The sequence below is a fragment of the Anabaena sp. WFMT genome, assembly GCF_051781005.1.
In the GTDB taxonomy this organism is placed as follows: domain Bacteria; phylum Cyanobacteriota; class Cyanobacteriia; order Cyanobacteriales; family Nostocaceae; genus Anabaena.
This window is the reverse complement of sequence record NZ_JBPWOA010000006.1, coordinates 429835-451143: the sequence shown is the minus strand read 5'-3', so window position 1 is coordinate 451143 and position 21309 is coordinate 429835. Positions and strand designations below refer to the sequence as shown.

The 21309-nt window shown below is 37.5% G+C and carries 21 protein-coding genes; 16 read left to right on the top strand and 5 right to left on the bottom strand.

The genetic code is table 11. The annotated features are described in order from the left end of the window. The first annotated feature begins 65 nt into the window (after window positions 1–65). Window positions 66–395: a hypothetical protein gene (locus tag ACSQ6I_RS06665; protein WP_438889586.1), complete on the top strand. Its 330-nt coding sequence runs from the start codon at window positions 66–68 to the stop codon at window positions 393–395. A gap of 65 nt (window positions 396–460) precedes the next feature. On the opposite strand, the gene rpsN is transcribed toward ACSQ6I_RS06665, so the two are convergent. The 3 genes from rpsN to rseP form a co-directional block, all read right to left on the bottom strand. Next, on the bottom strand, window positions 461–763 hold the full coding sequence (gene rpsN / locus ACSQ6I_RS06660; protein ID WP_438889585.1) for a 30S ribosomal protein S14: 303 nt from the start codon (window positions 761–763) through the stop codon (window positions 461–463). A gap of 119 nt (window positions 764–882) precedes the next feature. Further along, window positions 883–1527, bottom strand: coding sequence for an endonuclease III (gene nth, locus ACSQ6I_RS06655; RefSeq protein ID WP_015213684.1), 645 nt, complete (start codon window positions 1525–1527; stop codon window positions 883–885). A 277-nt stretch (window positions 1528–1804) separates the two neighbouring features. Continuing rightward, window positions 1805–2905, bottom strand: a complete 1101-nt coding sequence (gene rseP / locus ACSQ6I_RS06650) for an RIP metalloprotease RseP (RefSeq protein WP_438889584.1) — start codon at window positions 2903–2905, stop codon at window positions 1805–1807. Between the two features lie 209 nt (window positions 2906–3114). Here rseP and ACSQ6I_RS06645 point away from each other — a divergent pair, with 209 nt between their 5' ends. The 7 genes from ACSQ6I_RS06645 (at window position 3115) to ACSQ6I_RS06615 (ending at window position 9353) form a co-directional block, all read left to right on the top strand. After that, window positions 3115–4521 carry an aspartate ammonia-lyase gene (locus tag ACSQ6I_RS06645; protein WP_438889583.1) on the top strand — a complete coding sequence of 469 codons (1407 nt, stop codon included), beginning with the start codon at window positions 3115–3117 and terminating at the stop codon, window positions 4519–4521. 145 nt (window positions 4522–4666) lie between these two features. Continuing rightward, the gene (locus ACSQ6I_RS06640; protein ID WP_438889582.1) at window positions 4667–5638 is read left to right on the top strand and encodes a DUF362 domain-containing protein; all 972 of its coding nucleotides are present in this window, start codon (window positions 4667–4669) and stop codon (window positions 5636–5638) included. 761 nt (window positions 5639–6399) lie between these two features. Further along, complete coding sequence (locus ACSQ6I_RS06635; RefSeq protein ID WP_438889580.1) at window positions 6400–6588, top strand: hypothetical protein; 189 nt, start codon at window positions 6400–6402, stop codon at window positions 6586–6588. 373 nt (window positions 6589–6961) lie between these two features. Further along, entirely contained in the window at window positions 6962–7474 is a 513-nt protein-coding gene (locus ACSQ6I_RS06630; protein WP_015213675.1) for an inorganic diphosphatase, read from the top strand. Between the two features lie 318 nt (window positions 7475–7792). Beyond that, a complete protein-coding gene (gene panD, locus ACSQ6I_RS06625; protein WP_015213674.1) occupies window positions 7793–8176 on the top strand; it encodes an aspartate 1-decarboxylase in 384 nt (127 codons plus the stop codon). A gap of 11 nt (window positions 8177–8187) precedes the next feature. Beyond that, complete coding sequence (locus tag ACSQ6I_RS06620; protein WP_438889579.1) at window positions 8188–9090, top strand: MBL fold metallo-hydrolase; 903 nt, start codon at window positions 8188–8190, stop codon at window positions 9088–9090. A gap of 113 nt (window positions 9091–9203) precedes the next feature. After that, window positions 9204–9353, top strand: coding sequence for a hypothetical protein (locus ACSQ6I_RS06615; protein ID WP_438889578.1), 150 nt, complete (start codon window positions 9204–9206; stop codon window positions 9351–9353). A gap of 25 nt (window positions 9354–9378) precedes the next feature. Here the strand turns inward: ACSQ6I_RS06615 and ACSQ6I_RS06610 are convergent, their stop codons facing one another. After that, on the bottom strand, window positions 9379–10239 hold the full coding sequence (locus tag ACSQ6I_RS06610; RefSeq protein ID WP_438889577.1) for a transcriptional regulator: 861 nt from the start codon (window positions 10237–10239) through the stop codon (window positions 9379–9381). Between the two features lie 203 nt (window positions 10240–10442). Between ACSQ6I_RS06610 and cas3 the strand changes: the two genes are divergently transcribed. The 7 genes from cas3 to cas5d all read left to right on the top strand — a co-directional run bounded on the left by cas3 (window position 10443) and on the right by cas5d (window position 19890). After that, the gene (gene cas3 / locus ACSQ6I_RS06605; protein ID WP_438889576.1) at window positions 10443–12620 is read left to right on the top strand and encodes a type I-D CRISPR-associated helicase Cas3'; all 2178 of its coding nucleotides are present in this window, start codon (window positions 10443–10445) and stop codon (window positions 12618–12620) included. A 436-nt stretch (window positions 12621–13056) separates the two neighbouring features. Continuing rightward, the gene (locus ACSQ6I_RS06600; protein ID WP_438889575.1) at window positions 13057–13248 is read left to right on the top strand and encodes a hypothetical protein; all 192 of its coding nucleotides are present in this window, start codon (window positions 13057–13059) and stop codon (window positions 13246–13248) included. Window positions 13249–13359: 111 nt separating this feature from the next. Continuing rightward, window positions 13360–13563, top strand: a complete 204-nt coding sequence (locus ACSQ6I_RS06595; protein ID WP_438889574.1) for a DUF433 domain-containing protein — start codon at window positions 13360–13362, stop codon at window positions 13561–13563. Between the two features lie 12 nt (window positions 13564–13575). Further along, window positions 13576–14595: a PDDEXK nuclease domain-containing protein gene (locus tag ACSQ6I_RS06590; protein ID WP_438889573.1), complete on the top strand. Its 1020-nt coding sequence runs from the start codon at window positions 13576–13578 to the stop codon at window positions 14593–14595. Between the two features lie 49 nt (window positions 14596–14644). Further along, on the top strand, window positions 14645–17992 hold the full coding sequence (cas10d, locus tag ACSQ6I_RS06585) for a type I-D CRISPR-associated protein Cas10d/Csc3 (RefSeq protein ID WP_438889572.1): 3348 nt from the start codon (window positions 14645–14647) through the stop codon (window positions 17990–17992). Window positions 17993–18166: 174 nt separating this feature from the next. After that, window positions 18167–19177: a type I-D CRISPR-associated protein Cas7/Csc2 gene (gene cas7d, locus ACSQ6I_RS06580; RefSeq protein WP_438889571.1), complete on the top strand. Its 1011-nt coding sequence runs from the start codon at window positions 18167–18169 to the stop codon at window positions 19175–19177. 5 nt (window positions 19178–19182) lie between these two features. After that, on the top strand, window positions 19183–19890 hold the full coding sequence (gene cas5d / locus ACSQ6I_RS06575; protein ID WP_438889570.1) for a type I-D CRISPR-associated protein Cas5/Csc1: 708 nt from the start codon (window positions 19183–19185) through the stop codon (window positions 19888–19890). Here the strand turns inward: cas5d and ACSQ6I_RS06570 are convergent, their stop codons facing one another. Further along, on the bottom strand, window positions 19891–20310 hold the full coding sequence (locus ACSQ6I_RS06570) for a hypothetical protein (RefSeq protein WP_438889569.1): 420 nt from the start codon (window positions 20308–20310) through the stop codon (window positions 19891–19893). 104 nt (window positions 20311–20414) lie between these two features. Here ACSQ6I_RS06570 and cas6 point away from each other — a divergent pair, with 104 nt between their 5' ends. Continuing rightward, window positions 20415–21236: a CRISPR-associated endoribonuclease Cas6 gene (gene cas6, locus ACSQ6I_RS06565; RefSeq protein ID WP_438889568.1), complete on the top strand. Its 822-nt coding sequence runs from the start codon at window positions 20415–20417 to the stop codon at window positions 21234–21236. The last annotated feature ends 73 nt before the right edge of the window (window positions 21237–21309 follow it).

Here is a 21309-nt window from a genome sequence, read left to right as displayed (position 1 = left end):
TCAGCAAGATTCTAAGTTCTTCTGAGATTACCTTGGTAAACAAAATCTATTTAATATATACAAAGATGACTGAGCCAATTTCGTCCATTACTTTACCACCGTCTGAGAATCCTCAGTTAGAAGGTGAATGGTTGCAAAAGCGACTGCTGCGGTGGCTAGATGCAGAATTTCTTCCTGAATTAATTAATCAAAAGATTGCTCAACGCGCAGCACAGATTTTTGTGCGACAACGTATGGAAGGAGAAAACGACTTAGGATCTCTGGTAATTGCTATTGTTACAGAGATGCAGGCATTCGATTTTTCCAAAAGCTTTTATGGAGAATTTGCGATCGCCAACGCCGTTAGCGATCTACTCTTAGAAAGCCTGGGAATTGATCGTTGTTGTGGTCAATAATTATCTTGGTCATTGGTCATTGGTCATTGGTTTAGAGTAAATGACTAATGACTACTGACCATTGATTACCAGCTAGACTTAACAACGCCAGGTAAAAGTCCTTGGTGCGCCCATTCCCGCAGTACGTTCCGAGACAGTCCAAAATCACGGTATACAGCTCTAGGACGACCTGTAACCCAGCAACGATTACGGCGACGGTTAGGCGCACTGTTACGAGGTAGTTGTTGAATTTTGCGGTGGATTTCCAGCTTATCTAGGGGAGATTCCGCACTTTTGAACTCGTCTAATAGTGCTTCCCGTTTGTCAGCATATTTTTCCACCATCTTGGCGCGTTTTTTCTCGCGCTCAATCATGCTCTTTTTTGCCATGAATTCCCTAATCTAGTTAAAGACACCATTCCCCATCATACAATGTCCATGACAATTATAGGGAAATTGTTTTGAGTACCGAGTACCGTTAGCATGGCGTTTCGACTGTGCTGAGTGATTTACAACTTTCTTGCACATAAATCAGCCAACTCACAAACATTACAACCAGGAGAACGCGCCTTACACACAGCCCGTCCATGATAAATTAAGCGAATTGACCAATTTTCCCAATCTGGTTGGGGTAATAACTTCATTAAATCTTTCTCAATACCAACAGGTTCAGTATTTGTAGTCAATCCCAAACGCTGACTTAACCGCTTAACGTGAGTATCTACTGTCACTCCAGCATTGATACCATAAGCATGAGCTAAGACCACATTTGCAGTTTTCCGTGCTACTCCTGGAAGTTTTAAAAGTTGTTCCATTTGATTAGGAACAATAGAATTAAAATCATTCACAATCATCCGACAAGCGCCTTGAATATTCTTGGCTTTATTGTGATAAAATCCAGTCGAACGCACTAATTCTTCTAACTCTAATAAATCAGCTTTGGCTAGATTTTCAGCATCAGGAAATCTTCCAAATAATGCTGGTGTAACTTTATTGACTCGTTCATCTGTACATTGAGCGGAGAGAATAGTTGCTACTAATAATTGTACAGGAGTTGAATAGTCTAAAGAGCAAGTAGCATCTGGATAAAGATGCTGGAGACGAGAGAGAATTTCTAAAGCGCGTTGCTTTTTTGATAATGATTTACGAGTCAAGTAATTTTAGATTTTAGATTTACGATTTTGGATTTATTTTCTAGTTTTTCTCGTTCTCTTATTCTAGAATCTGCCTGATAGGATAGTTGAGGCAGAGCCTCAGTCATGACATTCCCAGCCGGAGACTGGGAACGAGATATACAAGAGGTTGAGAATTGCTGAAATCACAGTTACTGGAACAATTTTATGATAGTTGAGGCAGAGCCTCAGTCATGGCATTCCCAGCCGGAGACTGGGAACGAGATATACGAGAGGTTGAAAATTTCTGGAATCACAGTTACTGGAACAATTTTTGTACCCAATCTAACTGGGATGTTAACTGAGTTGTTTCTTTAACGATTAGGAAAATACCTAATCCTAAGAGTAACACTAAACCAGTTTGCATCACACCTTCTTGAATCTTCATAGGTAAAGGCTTACCGCGTAAACCTTCAATGAGCAGAAAAGCCAGTTGTCCACCGTCTAAGGCTGGTAGAGGTAAAATATTGATAACTGCTAAGTTAATGCTGATAATTGCCGCAAAAGAAAACAAATTAGCAAGATTGTCAGCAGCTAATTTTGCGCCAATTTTGACAATATTCACTGGGCCGGAAACTTGCCCAACGGTTTGTTGAAAGTTGGTAGCTAATTGTCCAAAGCCTTTGAGTGTACCCACAAATAACTGTTGAAACCGATTAGCTGCAACGGTGAATATCTCCCCAGGATTTTGAGGACGACGATAAACTGCTTTTCCATTGGGGCCTAGTTCAATACCCACTAAGCCTTTACCGTCAGCACCCTGTTGAGGAGTTAATTTCAGGGGGATTTGTTGGTTTTGTTGCTGAACTTTCAGATCAATTTGCTGATTTGGATGGGTTTGAATTTCTTTGGTGAGCAACAAGGTTGAACTGCTATCAGCTGTGAGTTCCTGACCATTAACTGCCAGTATAATGTCTCCTTCTCTTAGACCGGCTTGGTAAGCAACGGATTGCTCATTGACTGGTTTGACAATTACACCTGGTTGATACTTAAATTCTTGTGGTATGCCAACGATACCCAATTGCAGAGCCAGCATTAAATAGGCAAATATGAGATTTGCTATTACTCCAGCACTAATGACGATTGCTCGGTCTAAAACTGGACGGTTCCGCAGCAGATTTGGGTCGTTGGGTGGAATTTGGCTATCAGGATCGTCATCAGGGAAGCCGACAAAGCCACCTAGAGGGAAAGCGCGGATAGTATATTCCGTTTGTGATCCTTGGTACTTTAAAAGAATCGGACCAAAACCCAAGGAAAAGCGGTTAACGTAAATGCCTTGAGAACGGGCAGCTATAAAGTGTCCAAACTCATGTACCAAAATCAAAATAGCCAAAACTGCGATCGCTGCTAAAACTGACATAGAGCAAATTAATCAAAATACTGACATATATCTTCTTATTGTAGTTTGGGAATGGGCGTAGAGGGATGAACTATCCGACAATATCAGCGATGTCTGGGTTGGTTTGGAGTCTACGACAACATCTGAACGCGAAATATATAATTTCTAGACTAGGCTTTTAGTGTACTTGCATGGGATGATCTCTATTTTGAGATTATTCAAACCAGACTATGACTGACAATACAGATTTTCGCATTGAACGGGACTCGATGGGCGATCGCACAATTCCTAATCATGTTTACTATGGTATCCAAACCCAACGCGCTATCGAAAACTTCCCTATTAGCTGTTTAAAGCCTTTGCCCACTTACGTTGATGCTTGTTTATATATTAAAAAAGCTACCGCAATTGTCAATGGTGAACTGGGTTGTATTCCCGCAGATATAAGTGAAGTTATTATCAAAGCTGTTGATGAAATCCTTGCAGGTAAGTTACGAGATCAGTTTGTAGTTGATATCTACCAAGCCGGTGCGGGAACTTCTCACCACATGAATGTTAACGAAGTTCTGGCAAATCGCGCTTTAGAAATTCTTGGGGACGAAAAAGGCAATTACAAACGGGTTAGTCCTAATGATCATGTGAACTATGGCCAGTCTACCAATGATGTTATCCCTACAGCTATTCGCATTGGTGGTTTATTGGCACTTACCCAAACTCTACACCCAGCTTTAGAACAGGCAATTTCGGTTTTAGAAGCAAAAGCGATCGAATTTCAAGATATCGTCAAATCTGGGAGAACACACCTGCAAGACGCTGTACCTGTGCGGTTGGGTGAAAATTTCCGCGCTTGGGCTTATATTCTTTCAGAACACCAAAACCGTCTTTATATTGCTTCTGGGGATTTGATGGTGTTGGGCTTAGGTGGTAGTGCTGCGGGAACAGGTATGAATACTCATCCTGAATATCGGCAACGGGTGGTAGAAGTTCTCTCGCAATTATTAGAATTTCCCCTAGAACCTGCACCTCATTTAATGGCTGCTATGCAAAGTATGGGTGCGTTTGTGAATGTTTCCGGGGCATTGCGGAATTTAGCTCAGGACTTGGTTAAAATCTCCCATGACTTGCGTTTAATGGATTCTGGCCCAAAAACAGGGTTTAAGGAAATTCAACTGCCTCCAGTCCAACCTGGTTCTTCGATTATGCCGGGGAAATATAACCCGGTGATGGCAGAGATGACTTCAATGGTCTGTTTTCAGGTGATGGGATATGATAGTGCGATCGCACTCGCTGCCCAAGCTGGACAATTAGAATTAAATGTGATGATGCCCCTCATTGCTTATAATCTAATTCACAGCATCGAAATTTTAGGTAATACCATTTCTTCTCTCACTTCAAGCTGTATTCAAGGTATTACCGCTAACAAAGAAAGATGTTTAGCTTACGCCGAAGGTAGTTTAGCATTAGTCACCGCCTTAAATCCTCACATCGGTTATTTAAATGCTGCTGCTGTAGCTAAAGAATCTTTGGAAACAGGTAAATCTCTGCGTCAAATAGTTTTAGAAAAAGGCTTAATGACAGAAGCAGAATTAGCCACTGTCTTAGATTTAGACCAAATGAGTGCGATTGTTCCTTTATAAAGATGTAGGGGTTTAGCATTGCTAAACCCTCAAAAAATGTTTAATTCTTATAGTTTCTGGCAATCATCCCCACAAAAAATAATTCATACCCTGCTTACTTAATAAATCTTGTTTATATTGTTATAGTATAACGCAATTATTACCCATGCAAACACAAAAACCGTCTGTCAGCCTGATTCGGGCTAAATCTTACGAACAAGACGCTTTAAAAGAATCCTTGGAAACCCTGCTAGAACCCTATGGGGGAATGGCTGCTTTTGTCAAAAAGGGCGATCGCGTTTTACTCAAACCTAATCTACTCACCGGCTCCCGTCCTACTAAAGAGTGTACCACACGCCCGGAATTAGTTCGCGCCGTTGCCGAAATGGTAATTGCCGTTGGTGGTAAGCCATTTTTAGGAGATAGTCCTGCTTTTGGTAGTGCTAAAGGTGTCGCTATCGCTAATGGTTTATTACCAATTTTAGAATCATTAAATTTACCAATTGTGGAGTTTCACGGTAAACGTTATCAAACAGTCAACGACAATTTTAACCACCTGCTACTTTCTAAAGAAGCAATGGAAGCAGATGTGATTATTAACTTACCCAAAGTTAAATCTCATATGCAATTGACATTAACTTTAGGAGTCAAAAATCTCTTTGGTTGTGTTCCTGGGAAAATGAAAGCCTGGTGGCACATGGAAGCAGGAAAAGATGCTGAAAGATTTGGAGAAATGTTGGTAGAAACCGCTAGGGCTATTAATCCCACTTTAACTATTTTAGATGGTATTATCGGTCATGAAGGCAATGGTCCAAGTGGCGGAGAACCTCGTAATTTAGAAGTTTTAGCAGCATCAGAGAATGTGTTTGCTTTAGATAGAGCAATGTTAGAAATTCTCAAAGTTTCACCTGAACAAGTTCCCACCGTTGCCGCTTCCCAAAGATTAGGAATTTGCCCGGAATTAAGCGATATTGAGTTTCCTAATTTATCACCAGATTTACTGCAAATCGCAGATTGGCAATTACCAGAAAAATTAATGCCCATTGATTTTGCCATGCCTCGTGTGATTAAGTCCACATTTAGACATCTTTATATCCGATTTATCAAAGAACCGATGAGTGCTTATGGCAAAGGTTGAGCTATTTAGGGGTAATTTATTTTTTGGTGTTTTCTTAACCTTTCAAAGCATTAACTAAAACTAACCTCCTTAGCCTCCTTCTTTGGGAATAAAGGGGGCTAACTTATTTAATCTACTGATATATAGATTGATAAAAAATTAGTCATAAGTACTACGATATAAAATTTTTAGTTGTTCATATTTTTAGTTAAAATTACTGAATATTGGTAGAAAATTTTTATCACAGTAATTTTATTTTCAGCGTAGAAATATTTTGTAAAAAAATCATGGCAGTGATTTTCCGGAATGCTGGTAGCTTTGATTGTATCTACATCTGAGCGATCTAAAATACCAAATATGCTGTAAGTGGGTTTAGCTAAATCTTTGGTGTATCAAACCCCAAAAAATCGGCTCAATTAACCTAAATACAAGCATTTTGAGGTGTTAGACTGATAGAGTATTCGAGTAATCTCCCTAGATTCTCAAATCTCAATTGAAATGCACAGGGTAATTAATAATGCTGTGATTACGATCACTAAGTCAAGTAATCCTGACATGAAGGAAGTCCCTTTATGAAAGAATTAGTCACCAAATAAAGCATCAAATCTTTGATATTTGATTTGTAACAAAATAGCCATGTATAAAAACAGAGTGTGCCACTTTTGAAACTGGATGAAATTCTTTAAAGCTACAGATTTTACCGAAGAAAAATAGCTAAGATAGTATTGAGACTCTCTTTTTGGAGAGCAAAACTACAGTGATATGAAGAACCACAATTTTGTATGAATTCAAATAGCCCGTCTGCCAATTCTCACGACACATATTCCCAACGTTTGGCAGACATTGTGGGAACTGCGATCGCTCTCATTACCCTTATCCTACCCGTGTTTATAATTTCACACTATTCTTCACCTGATGTTCAAAATAATCAGCAACAGCTAACCTATCATCTGGCCAGAGGTAAAGAATAAACATAAACAAAAAATACCACCAGCGAGAAATTAGCTGGTATTGACCAAAATTACCCCCAAAGGTAAATAAGTCCCAGCGAAATCTCAAATAATGACTGAAAAAAGCGTTGCTAGAAATTGGCAGCGTTTTTTATGGCAGGACTTACGCAAAACATTACGAAATTAGGGGTAATTTATGAATTACCCCTACTTAATAATCAGGTTTTCAGCCACATCTTGCGTAAGTCCTCTCCCTATTTAAATAGTACAAAAGGACTATAAACTGGGGTTTATGATGAATAGCTTGGGAAGAGATCCACTATTGCCCTAAAATCTGATACGGGGAGCCGAACTGCGTGCTACCTTGATTCACTGTTAGCGAAGGAGTTTTGTTGTGGATTTATCTCTTATTCCTGCCCAACCGAAACCGGGTGTGATCAATGTTCTGATTGAAATTGCTGGCGGGAGTAAAAATAAATACGAATTTGATAAGGATTTGCAAGCTTTTGCCCTAGACCGGGTACTTTCTTCTTCCGTACAATATCCTTACGACTATGGTTTTATACCCAACACCCTAGCTGATGATGGCGATCCGCTAGATGGTATGGTCATAATGGATGAACCGACCTTTCCTGGTTGCGTCATTCCGGCAAGACCGATTGGTTATTTAGAAATGATTGATGGTGGCGATCGCGACGAAAAAATTCTTTGTGTTCCCGACAAAGATCCACGCTACGCCCATGTAAAATCTTTGAAAGATATAGCGCCCCACCGTCTGGACGAAATTGCCGAATTTTTCCGTAGTTATAAAAATTTGGAAAAAAAGGTGACAGAAATTCTCGGTTGGCAAGATGTAGACAGGGTTGCACCCTTAGTAGAGAAGTTCATCAAAGCTGCTAAAAAATAGATGGTGGGGTAATGGGTAATGGGTAATGGGTAACAGTAAAAGGGAAACGAGGAATAGATACTGTTCTGTGTTACCTATAACCTGCTGTTTACTTATTACCAATTACCCTTCAGATTCGTCAGTCGCACCCTGGTGGAGAAGCCAGCTATATGAGTAAACCCGCTAGATCCTTAGGGGTTTGGCAGTAGCTTTAAGCGGAGAAACTAACTCAACTGCGCTGACTCACAAATTACTGATGTTACAATTTCAACAACCACTCATAAATCAACTAAAGAGACTTAAACTACTCGCGGTTGTTACGGAAAAACCCAAAACGAAATGCAGCGCACTCTCCTTTTGGCTAAGATTCATAACTGTACCCTCACGGGGGCAAATCTTCACTATGTGGGTAGTATCAGCATAGATGAAATTCTTTTAGATCAAGCTGGTATTTTACCTTATGAGCAAGTACAAGTAGTAAATAATGCTAATGGTAAGCGTTTTATTACTTATGCTATTCCTGCCCCCGCTAACTCAGGAACAATTGAGTTAAATGGAGCGGCCTCACGTCTAGGCATTATTGGTGATCGTTTGATTATAATGACTTACGGGCAGTTTACTTTAGAAGAGTTAAAAAACTACTCTCCTACGGTCGTCATTGTGGATGAAATAAACAGGATGCTAGAAGTAAGAAACTACGATGATCTGCTCAGTAAGCTCTAATTTCAAGAAAAATGCCAAATTTTGAGCTATCTGATTCTCAAACCTATGTCGATCAAAAAGTAACTCCTATGCTAAATAACCTTGCTGGGGAGTTTTGGGTTAAATTCTGGGGGGTACGCGGTTTAATTCCTACCCCAAACAGTCATACCTGCCGATATGGTAGTAATACTGCTTGTGTAGAGATATATGTAGCAGGACAACGCTTGGTTTTTGATGGAGGTACTGGTTTACGCGTACTAGGTAAAAGTTGGCAACAAGAGCAAAAACCACTAGAAGCGCATTTATTTTTTACCAACTGCCAGTCAAATCGTATCCAAGGATTTCCTTTTTTTGCTCCTGCATTTATTACCGACAATAGCTTTCATATTTACGGTACTGCTGCTTCAAATGGTGCATCCATTAAACAATGTTTATGTGATCAGATGCTCCAACCTCACTTTCCTTACCCGTTGCAGGTAATGCAGTCGGAGTTACTTTTTTATAATTTGACTCCTGGTAATCCGGTAGAGTTAGGTGAGGTAACAATTACAACGGCATTAATCAATAAAAATCAGAGGTCAATTGGTTATCGTATAAGTTGGGGGGACTATAGTGTTGCTTACGCGACAGATTTACATCAAAGTCTGGATTTAGAAGAACAAAAACAAATTCTACAAATTATTGACGGTGTTGATTTACTAGTTACTAATGCTACCTACACTCCACCAACGGATAAAAACCATGAATATGCTGAATTACTCTGGAAAACTCCGGTGGATTTAGCACAAAGTGCTGGTGTCAAACGCTTGGTGATTTCACACCATCACCCAGATGATGATGATGTTTTTCTTGACCAAATTCAAAACCAACTTAAAGTTGCTTTTCCCAATGTGTTATTAGCTTCTGAAGGTATGGTATTGCCTGTAAATCAGTAATTTTAAATTACCTAAAACGGTAGAATCAGCTTAAATAGTGATATTTAAGTACTTTTATTTATGTGTTTCTAAATGGATTTGGATGAAATTTAGAAATAAATTCAGGAGTTAACTTGACGTTTGATTCTGTGGCTTGCTTCCGCGCTGCGACAGATTATAGCGGTGATCGGTTGAGTGAGGTACAAAAACCCCACCCCCAACCCCCTCATCGCTTGCGGGGAGGGGGCTATGATGTACCTCATGTGATGAGGAACGCTATATAACTCCTGAATTGTTTTTTGAGGGATTTTAGGAATGAAGGTTCAAGTCATAATGTTGAGATAGGCTGATGAGTTTGGCTTTGATGAGCGATCGCACATTTTCCGGCGAGACGATCTCGCAGTCTTCCCCATAACGCAAGACTTCCCGAATTAACCAGAAGGGATTTGATACTTTTCTGACGACTTGACGCACCTCTCCAATAACTTCGTTGCTGATATCGTTAGGTTTTGCTTCATAAGCTTTAATCAGACCCCCGTAAAAGTGTAAGTACACTTTTAGGTAATCTAGCCCTTGATCCCGCCATTGTCCGTTGATTGGAACAACACCTTTGATTAGATCCAGACGCAAACAGCGATTGTGGATGAGTTCTGGAAAGCCAGTATTGGCGATATCTTCAGTTTCGTCGCACCAAATATTTAAGTAAAAACGCTTCTCTTCAAAAGCGATTTCAGAGTAACGCACTGTAAAAGATAGGTCTCCCACTTGAGGATTTGCATAGAGTAAATGAAATGGTTGTTGATTTTGGCGGAATTGGTCTGTAAGAATGCGCCATGCTTCTGTAGGTTGGCTAACTTGCTGGAGTAGCGATTGACGTATGGGAGGCTCAAGTTTGCCTCGTTCTAGTAACAAACTAGAGGTAGTTTGCGCTTGTTCAATAAAACCAGAGTCCTTCAATAGTCCTATGGCTTGCTGGAGTGCGGCTACTTGGGCTGAATTGAGGGTGAAAGGTTCACCGACTTCAAACTCTTGTTGTGCGATCGCTACCAGCAATCCAGACACACTGGGGGACTTACCCCAGAAGATACGTAATTTGCGGGCGATTTCTTCCAGTTGTTCTTTTGTACCAGAGGGAATTGACAGTGTAATTGTCTCTTTTTTCCTTGACATCGAATAATTGTAATTACAGTCTTGACATATAGTGGAATTTACAGTTATTGTATCTGTATTAGAGATTTCTGGATAAAAAAAGCCCAATAAATAGTTGTAATTGCTAATCTGGTACTTACAAACCAGATCAAACATAGTTAGTTTCTTGAGATATGCAAAACTGCAACCATTAGTTGCAGAAATTGAAGTGAGTTATTAAGGGTATGTCAGAAAATTACAGCATTAAACTCAAACCTGTTTATTCGCAAACAGTCCCCAAACCTGACGGGGTAAAATTGCCTGAAAATTGGTGTTTATCTTGGCATCAATTAGAGACTTTAAAAGCATTACGCGATCCAAACATTGACGTAGTTTTCAACACTGCGATGACTGGTGATGGTAAAAGTTTAGCTGCTTATTTAGAAGTTCTTCAAGGTGAATTTTCGGCTATTGGACTTTATCCAACCAATGAATTAGCACGCGATCAAGAAGCACAAATTCAGGGATATACTGATATATTTAAACCAGAAAATCAACCCCGTGTAGTTAGGTTGAGTGGGGCTGATTTAGAAATATATGCAGAAAATGAAGGATTAAAAAAAGGTGCTGCACTTTTAACTCTCTCTAGCCAAAGAGAAGCATTATTAACGAACCCTGATATTTTTCATTATTTACATCGCAGTAATTATTTAATTACTGGTGATAGTCCTGACAAATTATGGAATAAAATTGATAAAGACTTCGATTTATTTATTTTTGACGAATTTCATGTTTTTGCTGCTCCCCAAATTGCCAGCGTAATTAACACCATGCTGTTAATTCATTGTACAAACCGCAGGAAAAAATTTCTCTTTCTTTCAGCTACACCAGATAAAGATTTAATCAGCAGATTAGAAACAGCAGGATTTCGGTGTCGAGAAATAAACCCTCTGGAAGAGAATAAATATCAATTTCCTGATAATATCGAACAAGAAGCGCAACTGAAAAACCAAGATTGGCGACAGGTAGCGCGAGGAATTGCACTCAATTTTATGCCTTTAAAACCGAGTTTTAAAGCTTCGGAAACTTGGTTAAAAGCCAATAGCAATTTAATTGTATCTCAGTTTCAAGAATATCCAGGAAGTAAAGGTGCAATTATTCTCAATTCAATAGCAGCAGTTAAGCGACTCACTCCATTTTTTCAAGAACTTTTAAAACCCTATAATTTGACAGTGGGAGAAAATACAGGTTTATCAAGTAAAGGAGAGAAAGAGTTAAGTTTATCGGCTGATTTAGTTTTAGGTACAAGTACAATTGATGTAGGAGTTGATTTTAAAATTAATTTTCTAATTTTTGAATCATCGGATTCTGGTAATTTTATTCAACGGTTAGGAAGATTAGGAAGACATGACGGATATGAAAAGAATGGTCAAGAAATTAAGTTTAACAATTTCACAGCGTATGCTTTAGTTCCTAACTTCTTAGTTGAGCGTTTATTTCAAACAGATTTGCCACCATTACAAGTTGATAATATTTATGATCGTCCATTTTTACAACAAATCATCAAAGAGCAATATCGGAAAATCAATGATTTTCATGGTTATTATCGCCGATGGGGTGCTGTGCAGTCATTTTGGTTATGTTGTAAATTGAGCGATCGCACTATTAAACAACAATATGATCAAAGTCGAGAAAAGTTTCAAAAAGCCTGTGAACAAGTATTTGAAACTAGATTAAATTCACAAGCTGGACATATTAAAGGATGGGCTAAAGACTGGAAAGAAATATCAGGTAAATCAGGAAATCCCATTGCTGAAGATGCAGCGAGTTTTCGCGGTTCTAGTCCTTTGCAATGTGGGTTATATGATTTAACAGAAAATAACGAAAATGAGAGATTTAAAACCTACGATTTACCAGGAATTTTAAGCAATTTAGAAATTGAAATGTGGACAGAAGCGGGATTTATGCGGACATTAAAAGAAACCGCGCAAAGTACCGGACAACCCATAGCAAAAGGTAGATTTGTCCATTGTCTAGCATTTATCAAGTTACGTTTCTACCGTGAGGAACGGTTGAACTGGAAATTTACCTATTCTGGGGACTTGCAACCCATCGCTGATGCTTGGAAAGTTCAGGTTTTAACAGGGGTGGGAGTATGGCAACCGGATAATGCTTGGATAGGTCAAATTGATAAAAAGCTGAAAAAAGAGGGTTTAGTTTGTTATGTAATTCGTCGTCCAGTTGCGGAAGTGCGGATGCGCTTAAGGCTACCCATGCACTTTCAACTTTATCCCATCAGTGACAAGTACAGTATTCATGAAGCAACTCAGCCCTATTCTATAGCTTTTGGTCAATCGGCGCTACTGCTGGATACGCTTGCTTATACCTTTAAAAGCAAAGGAGACGAGCTATGGATTGCTTGAGGTTTTCGCGTCTACCGTCAATTTTGGAAAAAATAACAGGAAAACGTTCAACAGTAAATATAGTTTCAATCCCTAATAGGGATTATGGAGTCAAGCAAGCTTTTATTGATTTATTTTCCGGCTTGCTAGTATGGGCAGTAAGGCATAAACGCCTGAGAACAGTAGCGGAAGTTTCAATCCCTAATAGGGGTTACTCGTTGCCCATAAGTTTTGTCAATTCAGATTGTACATTAATTTCTGTAAGATCAGGCGTAAGAAATTTAAAGGGTCTTCTGATACTGATCTCTATAAAACTATGCTATCATCAGCTAGTGTGGCTTCAACGCTTGAGTGCAGGAACGGAGACTGGTTGGACAATATTTTATTCCTCTGACCCACAGTGTTTTCTTATTTCTAGTCAGAAGCCTCCAAGTAAACAATTTAATTGGAGAGTTATATGGAAAACCATCAACAGATGGAACTCTTTGACTTGCAAGCTTATACCTCAAAACAATCTACTGTAACTGAGGATGTACTGGAATTGGTAGAAGAAATTCAGCAACCAATTCCCTATAAGCAACTTGAACTAAATTTATTTCCACAGAAAATCTACTTCACTCATCTAGATTTGATGGAATTAGCTGCGTAATGTGTTAAGGAGTTTGGAAATATAAATTTCTTGGTTTACCAAACTCCTTAATTTCAATCAGTAAAGTGAGTTACGCTAACTTACCAAAATAAAAAACTAAATACCTAAACTATGACCGAACAAAAATTATTAGAAAGAATTACATTTGACCCCCAAATCTTTGACGGTAAACCAATAGTTCGTGGTCGTCGTCTAGCTGTTGAGCATATTTTAGGAATGTTAGCAGCAGGTGATACTATCGAAACTTTGTTAGAAGCATATCCCTGGTTAGAAAGGGAAGATGTGCAAGCCTGTTTAGTCTACGCAGCTAATTAAAATATTGCAGTTATGAGTAATCAGATTTCTGATGATTACAGACATCTACTTATGGAAGTACAACAACGAATTCGTGCAGCCCAATACGATGCTCTCAAAGCAGTTAATCGGGAAATGATTAACCTTTACTGGGATATTGGCAAGATGATTGTTACCCGACAACAGAATGTTAATTGGGGTAAATCAGTCGTAGAACAGTTAGCAAAAGACTTACAAGCAGAGTTTCCAGGTATTAGTGGTTTTTCTACTCGCAATATTTGGAGAATGCGAGACTTTTACCTAACTTACCACTCTCAAGAAATTCTGCCACCATTGGTGGCAGAAATTGGATGGACTCACAATATAGTCATTTTAGAAAAGTGCAAAGATGATTTAGAACGAGAATTTTATATCAGAATGACTCGGAAGTTTGGCTGGACAAAAAACGTTTTAATTCACCAAATTGAAAATCAAACATATCAAAAAACTCTGCTCAATCAAACTAACTTTGATAAAACAGTTCCAACAGAGATACGTAACCAATTAAAACTAGCTGTTAAAGATGAATATACTTTTGATTTTCTGGAATTAGCAGATGAACACAGCGAAAGACAGCTAGAACAAGCGATTTTGACAAGAGTTGAACCATTCTTACAAGAAATGGGTGGTTTATTTGCTTTTATTGGTAGTCAATATCGCTTAGAAGTTGATGATGAAGAATATTTTATAGATATTCTATTATATCACCGCCGTTTAAAGTGTTTGGTGGCAATAGAATTAAAAATTGGAAAATTTTTGCCTGAATATGTAGGCAAAATGCAATTTTATCTATCTGTTTTAGATGACACGGTAAAGTTACCAGATGAAAATCCTTCTATTGGCATAATTCTTTGTAAATCCAAACAGAGAACTATTGTTGAATACGCACTGAAAGATTCTAATAAACCCATTGGTGTATCAACTTATCAAATAGTTTCTACAGTACCACAAGAGCTAAAAAATCAACTTCCTGATCCAGCACAAGTTGCTAAATTGCTAGAAGGATTTGAATAAGAATTTTACTTCCAATCAATAAACTATTTCATGTCATGGACATAAGATAATGGCTAAAAAAAATAAAAAAGATGAACATCAACAATTATTACTCTTAGAAATAGAAGATAATTCTAATTCTGAAACCTCAGATGATGATTGGTTGTCGGGTGATTTTGGTTTTGATGGAGATAATGACAGGACTATTGAAACTAAAGGACAATTACTCACACTCAAATTATTAAGAGAAGCAATACAAGCTGAAAATCCTCATGATCAAGTCATGGCAGATTTTAGCGAATATGTATTGCCCAATTTGCTAAAAATAGCTATTGGTGTTACTGCGAAAGGTGGTAAATTTTTTGATGAAATTGATGAAAAACGAGAAGCAGAAGGTAAAACAAAAGTTAGACGTGATAATGCTGCTGACCAATCTTTAAATACTCATTTACTCAATGGTTTATTCCCAGCTAATTTAATTGAGCAAAGATTAGAAAAACTGGATACCACAGTTAAGCGATTAGTAAAAGATAAAGAACGACGTTTAGTAATTGCTGGCTTTATTTTACATGACTTTGAAAAATTTCCAGATGCACCTGAAAACTGTCGCAATTTACCTTTAGATGAACATAAAAAAATAATTGATGAAAAAGTTCGACAATTAGGACTTGATAAATTTATTAATCCAGAAAATCCCGAATTTTATCAAGAATATATTGATGATTTGTTGTGTATGGCTTACAATGCACAAAGTCGCTGGGATACTAACTGGAATTTTTCAGAATTTGGTTTAAATCCTGTTCTTAAAGATCGCACTATTCGCAGTTTATGTGATTTAACTCGTTTAGCTGATTTACTTTCTTCAATTATCAAACATCCTCAAGACGCGGAAAATCAGACATTAAATGGAATTCTTCACAGTCTTAGTGATGGTAAATTAAAATTCACCTATCATCACATCGCCGAAAATAGAGGTGTTTTAACCAACGTTGTTAATAATGCTGTAATTGAAGCTCACACTAACTTAAATACCGAAGAAAATAGATATTATCAACCCTTGTTATATCTACCTACAGGGGTAATTTATCTAGGGTTGCGTGATGCTCCTCCTATTTCACCTGAAACTTTACCAGATTTGGTAGTTAATAAAATTAAATCTCTTTGTGCAGGTCAATTAAAACTGAGACAAACGGGATTTGGTAGAGATGGAAAAGGGATGAAATATGCTGAATATTACAACCTATTTTTTGAGTCTCCAGGTTTAATGCAAGTTGCGTTAGATGCTACCTTACGCATTCTCAATACTAATAAACCTTCTGTTGCTAAAAGTCGCAGTGAGAATTTAGTTAAGTTTCAAAAACAAAATGTTTTATCTGCTGATTATAATTTTCAATTTGATGATAGCATCCGTATTGATCAAATTGCCGAATTTGGAGATTTAATTACTCGCAAAATTTGGGAAGAAACAGTTGAGAGAATTGAAATTTCCAGAAAAAAAGATAAAAAACTTCCAGAACTCCCCAGTTTTGATTTAACTCACAAAGTTGCTGAATTTTGGAATTTAACAGAATATCTTCCCCAAGTTAGAGAAATTCAACGCATTAATGAAAGTCTGAAAGAACAAAAATTAAAAGGTAATACAGGAGGTGTACCTTATGAATGGTATTATCTAGCGGCTAAATATCTGGAAAAACATCCAGGTATTGAAGATGTCCGAGAAAATTGTCAACAGGTAATTTATTACTTGACAGATTTAATTTCACCAATTCTTGCACAATATCAATTACCTGATGGTTGGGATGATTTAAGACTGTGGGTATCCAGAGTTGTGATGTTACCCACTACCAATACAGAAACATCTGTCACAACTGAAGTTGATAATTTCATCAATGAGTTGAGTAATTATAATGCTGCAAAAAAACCAGGGAGAGGTAAACAATTAATTTGCTCAATTTCTCATTCGGCATACACTGTAACCGAGCAAATGGAATCAGCCGTTTTATTTACTCCCCAAGTTTATACAAATAAACAAATGTTAGGAGGTTCTAACGCTAAACGCAACATTTCCAGTATTGCTGGTGTAGAAATGATGTTGAGACAGATTCTGATGAATCAAACTCAAGCTGTAGGTAAAAGATTTGAAGATGGTAAATATCGCTATCTCTACTTTTATCCAACTTATTACTTCACCCCCGAAACTAATAAGTTTTTACAAAAAGCTTACACCAACCTTGCTCAAACTCGTTTCGATACTAGCATCCGTAATCATTTCATCAGTAAAGATTTACAGGTTGATTTGGGTAAAGAAAATTATCAAAGTGTGGATAGTTTCTTAATTGATGAAAATTTAGATAGTGAAAAATATCGCACCTTTAAACTTTCCTATCCAGAAGATCAACCTTTAACATTTTACTTCATGGCTTTACCTCCTGGAAGAGATAGTACTGATACAGAATCTTGGGTAATGCCGAGTTGGTTAGCTTTTGCTTTCCCCATGATTTTAGATGTGAAAACTGTCGTTTCTGAGTCTCCTATTCCCCCATTTAATGATGGTGCAGAATTTGAAGAAACCGTTTTTCTTGATAGTGCGCCTCATGCTTTCCGTACTTTGGTAAAAAGAGATAGATTTCGACTTGATTACATTTTAGAAGGTTGGGAAGAGTACGGTATTCAATATCCTGCACCTTTAAATGTTTTAACTGCTGCTTACGCTATTCATTTAGATGTGAATGCTAGACAAGGTAAGACTGGTTATGATGCTAACTGGGGGAAATTTACGGAATTAGCAAAGGATTTTGAAACAAGTCCTCTGTATGTCTTTGCTTATCTCAATAAATGGGTGCGTAACCAAGGAGTTGAAACAGCAAGAATTGAGAAAATCAAACTTTACACCTATCATTTTTATCCTTGTTTTGACCCTTATACAAAATTTGATTTTACTCAGGAGAAATTAATTGTGGGAGAAACATCAACTTTTAATCATCCAAAGAAATTAACGGAACTTTATCGCCGTTTTTATCGAGCCAATAAAAAGTTTAATCCTAAAGCTAATGCTGTTTTAAAACCCATTGATATTGCTGCGGAAACTATTCTCAAAGCAGATTCAAGTGTGTTTGATGGAGAAACTTTAATTTCAGCCGTAGCAGCAGAGGTTTTTAAACTGATGGATCGGGTACATTCTTCTACTGCTGAAGGACGCTGGATGATGAGTAAAAGGGAGGAAGAAAGACAAGCAGTTTTAGAGTTTGCTAACTATTTTGTAGTGGATGTATTTGAAGGAAGTTTTAAGAGCGATCGCGCACGTTTAGCAGGCCGTCAATTGAATCTAATTCGAGACACCTGTGAGTTTCTTTATCGCTTAGAAGATGATAAAGAAAATGCAGAAAAATCTAAATCGGAAGGTGATGAAAATGAATAATCAAACTACGCCTGTTCTCGTTCCCAGTCTCTGACTGAGAATGCCTAACAGAGTCTCTGACTCTACTTATTTTACAGAAGGCAGAGCCTTCAAGAATTCATTCCCATACAGAGTATGGGAACGAGAATATCAACAAATTTATTACTTCAATTAACCTCATTGTGGAAAACCATCATGGCACTTTTAAAAACTGTTGATGCTAAATTATTTCAATCAGAAATTCCCTACAAACCGATGGGTAAATATGCCCACTTTCTCACTATTCGCATTACTGAATCTTACCCTCTATTTCAAACAGATAGCGAACTCAATAAAGCACGGGTTAGAGCAGGAGTAAAAGAGAAAAACACCATTAGCCGTCTTTCCATGTTCAAACGTAAACAATCTACACCAGAAAGATTAGTTGGTAGAGAATTATTACGCAAATACGAATTCATGACAGCAGAAGAATGTGAATATAACGTATCTTTTGCAATGGACAATCCTGATTGCATTATTTACGGTTTCGCTATTGGTGATTCTGGTTCGGAGAAATCAAAAGTTGTTGTCGATACTGCATTTTCAATTACAGCATTTGATGAATCTCATGAAACATTTACTCTTAATGCTCCTTTTGAAAACGGTACAATGGCTTCAAAGGGAGAGAAAGATTCTAAACTGGGTGAAGTTACTAGTAGAATTAATCAACAAGACCACATCAGACCACAGGTTTTCTTTCCTAGTATTGTGACGCTAAAAGACCCAACAGAAGCTAATTTTCTTTACGTTTTTAATAACATCCTGAGAACTCGTCACTATGGCGCACAAACAACCCGCACAGGTCGTATTAGAAATGAATTGATTGGTGTTATTTTTGCTGATGGAGAAATTACCAGTAACCTGCGTTGGACTCAAGCAATATATGACCATATGAAGGCTAATAATACTCTCAAATCGCCTGATCCTTTAGATGAGGATGATGTAATAGCTGCTGCAAAAAACGCAATTGAGAATTTAATGGCTGATGAATTTATTGTACATAATGACTTTATTGGAGATGCTTTTGTACCTCTAATTACTGAAGTTAAAAACCTCACAAATAACGAAACAGGAATTAAATCAATTTTGCAAAAAGCTGATACAGAAGCGAAAGAATATGCCAATAAACATATTAGCAAAAAGAAAACTGCTGCTAAGACTAAGTAATAGCCATGACAATTATCTACCGTTGTCAATTAGAACTACACGACAGTCTCTATTTTGCCACTCGTGAAATTGGCAGATTATACGAAACAGAGCCAATAATTCATAATTACGCTCTATGTTACGCACTCGGTTTAGTTGATAGTCCTGTCTATTCAACAACTGTTGCTGAGGAAGATTCCTATCGCTATTTCTGCCCCGAACAAGTGCCAAAATATGAGCAGCATTTAACCCCTTTAAATGAGCAAGGAATCTATATCACTCCGGCTCGTTCTTTGAATCATACTGCTGTTCTCAATACATGGAAATATGCAAATAATAACTACCATGTTGAAATGGAAAAAACCCAAAAGAACATTCCCAGTTTTGGACGAGCTAAGGAAATTGCACCAGAAAGTAAATTTGAGTTTTTTCTAATTGCTCAAAAAGAAATCAAACTACCAAAATGGATTCGCTTAGGTAAATGGATGAGTAAAGCAGAATTAAAGCTTGAGAAATTACCACAACCAAAAACAAAAACTGATTTATTCACCTGTACTCATCCTTTAAATCCATTGGATGTCATGTTTACCAATCAAGTCATTAGTTATGATGTAGTAAATATGCCTCCAGTAAGCCTAATTCAAAATGTGCAAATGCGAGGAGAATATTACTATTTTGATGATGTCAAAATAGTAAAACTTCCCAAACAAATTCAATACCGATTTCGGAGCTAATTATTTACCAAAACCTTTACTGCTCTTCCTTTTTTGAGGAGAGCGTAAAGGCATTAATTCAGTCAAAAGGCTACTACGATTTTGTAACATTAACTTGCGATTCCGCTCGCGTTGATAAGTTGCTATTTCTTCTGCATGGGGATGATCTGGATCTATTTTGAGATGGGTAATAGACACTACATATTGTGCTTTATCTTCATCTTCGGGATTATCATTTTTACTGACCAGTCGGCACATAATACCACCTTCATCCCCAGAATAAGATACCCAATCAACTTCAAATTCTTTATCTGGATTTATTATGTCTCCTCTTGTCTTCAGCATTTTCAATAATTCTTTTGCCGCCTTGGCTTTAATTGGTAAGCTGGCTTTCAATTTTTCAGTGAGTGCAGTTGCTTCACGATAATTATCAACTTTCATCTGTCTTACTCTTTATGCAACCTTTATTACTTTATATAATTTATACTCTTAATTTCTTTTAAATTGCATTATCTATTTACAAATTGTGTCACTCTGCAAAAAATATGCCTCATAGTTTAATTCTCAATCTTACCCCCCAGTCTCCCATTTACTCCAATTTCCTCACCGGCAGACATTATCATGCTTTATTCCTTAACTTGGTGAGTTCTGTTGATAGAAAATTAGGTGACTATCTACACGAATCAAATGCTGATAAAGCTTTTACTCTGTCACCATTGCAGGTACAACACAGGCATAAAAATCAATCTTATACTTTGCAATATGCTCATCAAAACCCTATTTCCGCAGGTACTTCTTGTTGGTGGCGTGTTTCTTTATTAGATGACAATTTATTTAGTCAACTCACTCCTTTATGGTTGAATCTTAACCCAGAACAACCGTGGCATTTGGGTTCAGCTAATTTATATATTACCAGCATTCAAGGGACATCTCAATCTACTCAACCTTGGGCTAATGCTTGTAGTTACACCCAACTTTATGAACAAGCAAGTGAGCAGGAACGTACATTTAATTTCATCTTTTCCACACCTGTAGCTTTTCGTCAAGGTGGATTTGATAATCTTTTACCAACAAGAGAGTCTGTTTTTAATAGTCTTCTCAATCGGTGGAATAAATATAGTGGGATTGAGTTAAATAATATTCCTCTGGAAGCCATTTATCCTAGTGCTTTTAATATCAATACTGAAGTTATTAGCAATTATGAAAATAAGTTTATTGGTTGTTTAGGTGAAATTAGTTATCGCATTCTTGGCAATGTGGAAACTATAGGAATTAAGCAAGTTAACGCTTTGGCTAATTTTGCTTTGTATGCGGGCATAGGACGTAAAACAACTATGGGTATGGGAATGGTGAGAAGAAAATTGTAGGTTGGGTTGACGCGAGGAAACCCAACATCATCACATTATCAATCAATTCTTTTGTTGGGTTGCGCTGTCGCTT

Bases quoted from the DNA above. Each gene is read 5' to 3' on its own strand.
- ACSQ6I_RS06590 (WP_438889573.1), top strand. From the start codon at position 13,576: ATGAGTAATCAGATTTCTGATGATTACAGACATCTACTTATGGAAGTA.
- cas3 (WP_438889576.1), top strand. From the start codon at position 10,443: ATGTCAGAAAATTACAGCATTAAACTCAAACCTGTTTATTCGCAAACA.
- ACSQ6I_RS06665 (WP_438889586.1), top strand. From the start codon at position 66: ATGACTGAGCCAATTTCGTCCATTACTTTACCACCGTCTGAGAATCCT.
- cas5d (WP_438889570.1), top strand. From the start codon at position 19,183: ATGACAATTATCTACCGTTGTCAATTAGAACTACACGACAGTCTCTAT.
- ACSQ6I_RS06635 (WP_438889580.1), top strand. From the start codon at position 6,400: ATGAATTCAAATAGCCCGTCTGCCAATTCTCACGACACATATTCCCAA.
- ACSQ6I_RS06620 (WP_438889579.1), top strand. From the start codon at position 8,188: ATGCCAAATTTTGAGCTATCTGATTCTCAAACCTATGTCGATCAAAAA.
- ACSQ6I_RS06610 (WP_438889577.1), bottom strand. From the start codon at position 10,239: ATGTCAAGGAAAAAAGAGACAATTACACTGTCAATTCCCTCTGGTACA.
- ACSQ6I_RS06570 (WP_438889569.1), bottom strand. From the start codon at position 20,310: ATGAAAGTTGATAATTATCGTGAAGCAACTGCACTCACTGAAAAATTG.
- panD (WP_015213674.1), top strand. From the start codon at position 7,793: ATGCAGCGCACTCTCCTTTTGGCTAAGATTCATAACTGTACCCTCACG.
- cas10d (WP_438889572.1), top strand. From the start codon at position 14,645: ATGGCTAAAAAAAATAAAAAAGATGAACATCAACAATTATTACTCTTA.
- rpsN (WP_438889585.1), bottom strand. From the start codon at position 763: ATGGCAAAAAAGAGCATGATTGAGCGCGAGAAAAAACGCGCCAAGATG.
- ACSQ6I_RS06595 (WP_438889574.1), top strand. From the start codon at position 13,360: ATGACCGAACAAAAATTATTAGAAAGAATTACATTTGACCCCCAAATC.
- ACSQ6I_RS06600 (WP_438889575.1), top strand. From the start codon at position 13,057: ATGGAAAACCATCAACAGATGGAACTCTTTGACTTGCAAGCTTATACC.
- cas7d (WP_438889571.1), top strand. From the start codon at position 18,167: ATGGCACTTTTAAAAACTGTTGATGCTAAATTATTTCAATCAGAAATT.
- ACSQ6I_RS06640 (WP_438889582.1), top strand. From the start codon at position 4,667: ATGCAAACACAAAAACCGTCTGTCAGCCTGATTCGGGCTAAATCTTAC.
- rseP (WP_438889584.1), bottom strand. From the start codon at position 2,905: ATGTCAGTTTTAGCAGCGATCGCAGTTTTGGCTATTTTGATTTTGGTA.
- cas6 (WP_438889568.1), top strand. From the start codon at position 20,415: ATGCCTCATAGTTTAATTCTCAATCTTACCCCCCAGTCTCCCATTTAC.
- ACSQ6I_RS06645 (WP_438889583.1), top strand. From the start codon at position 3,115: ATGACTGACAATACAGATTTTCGCATTGAACGGGACTCGATGGGCGAT.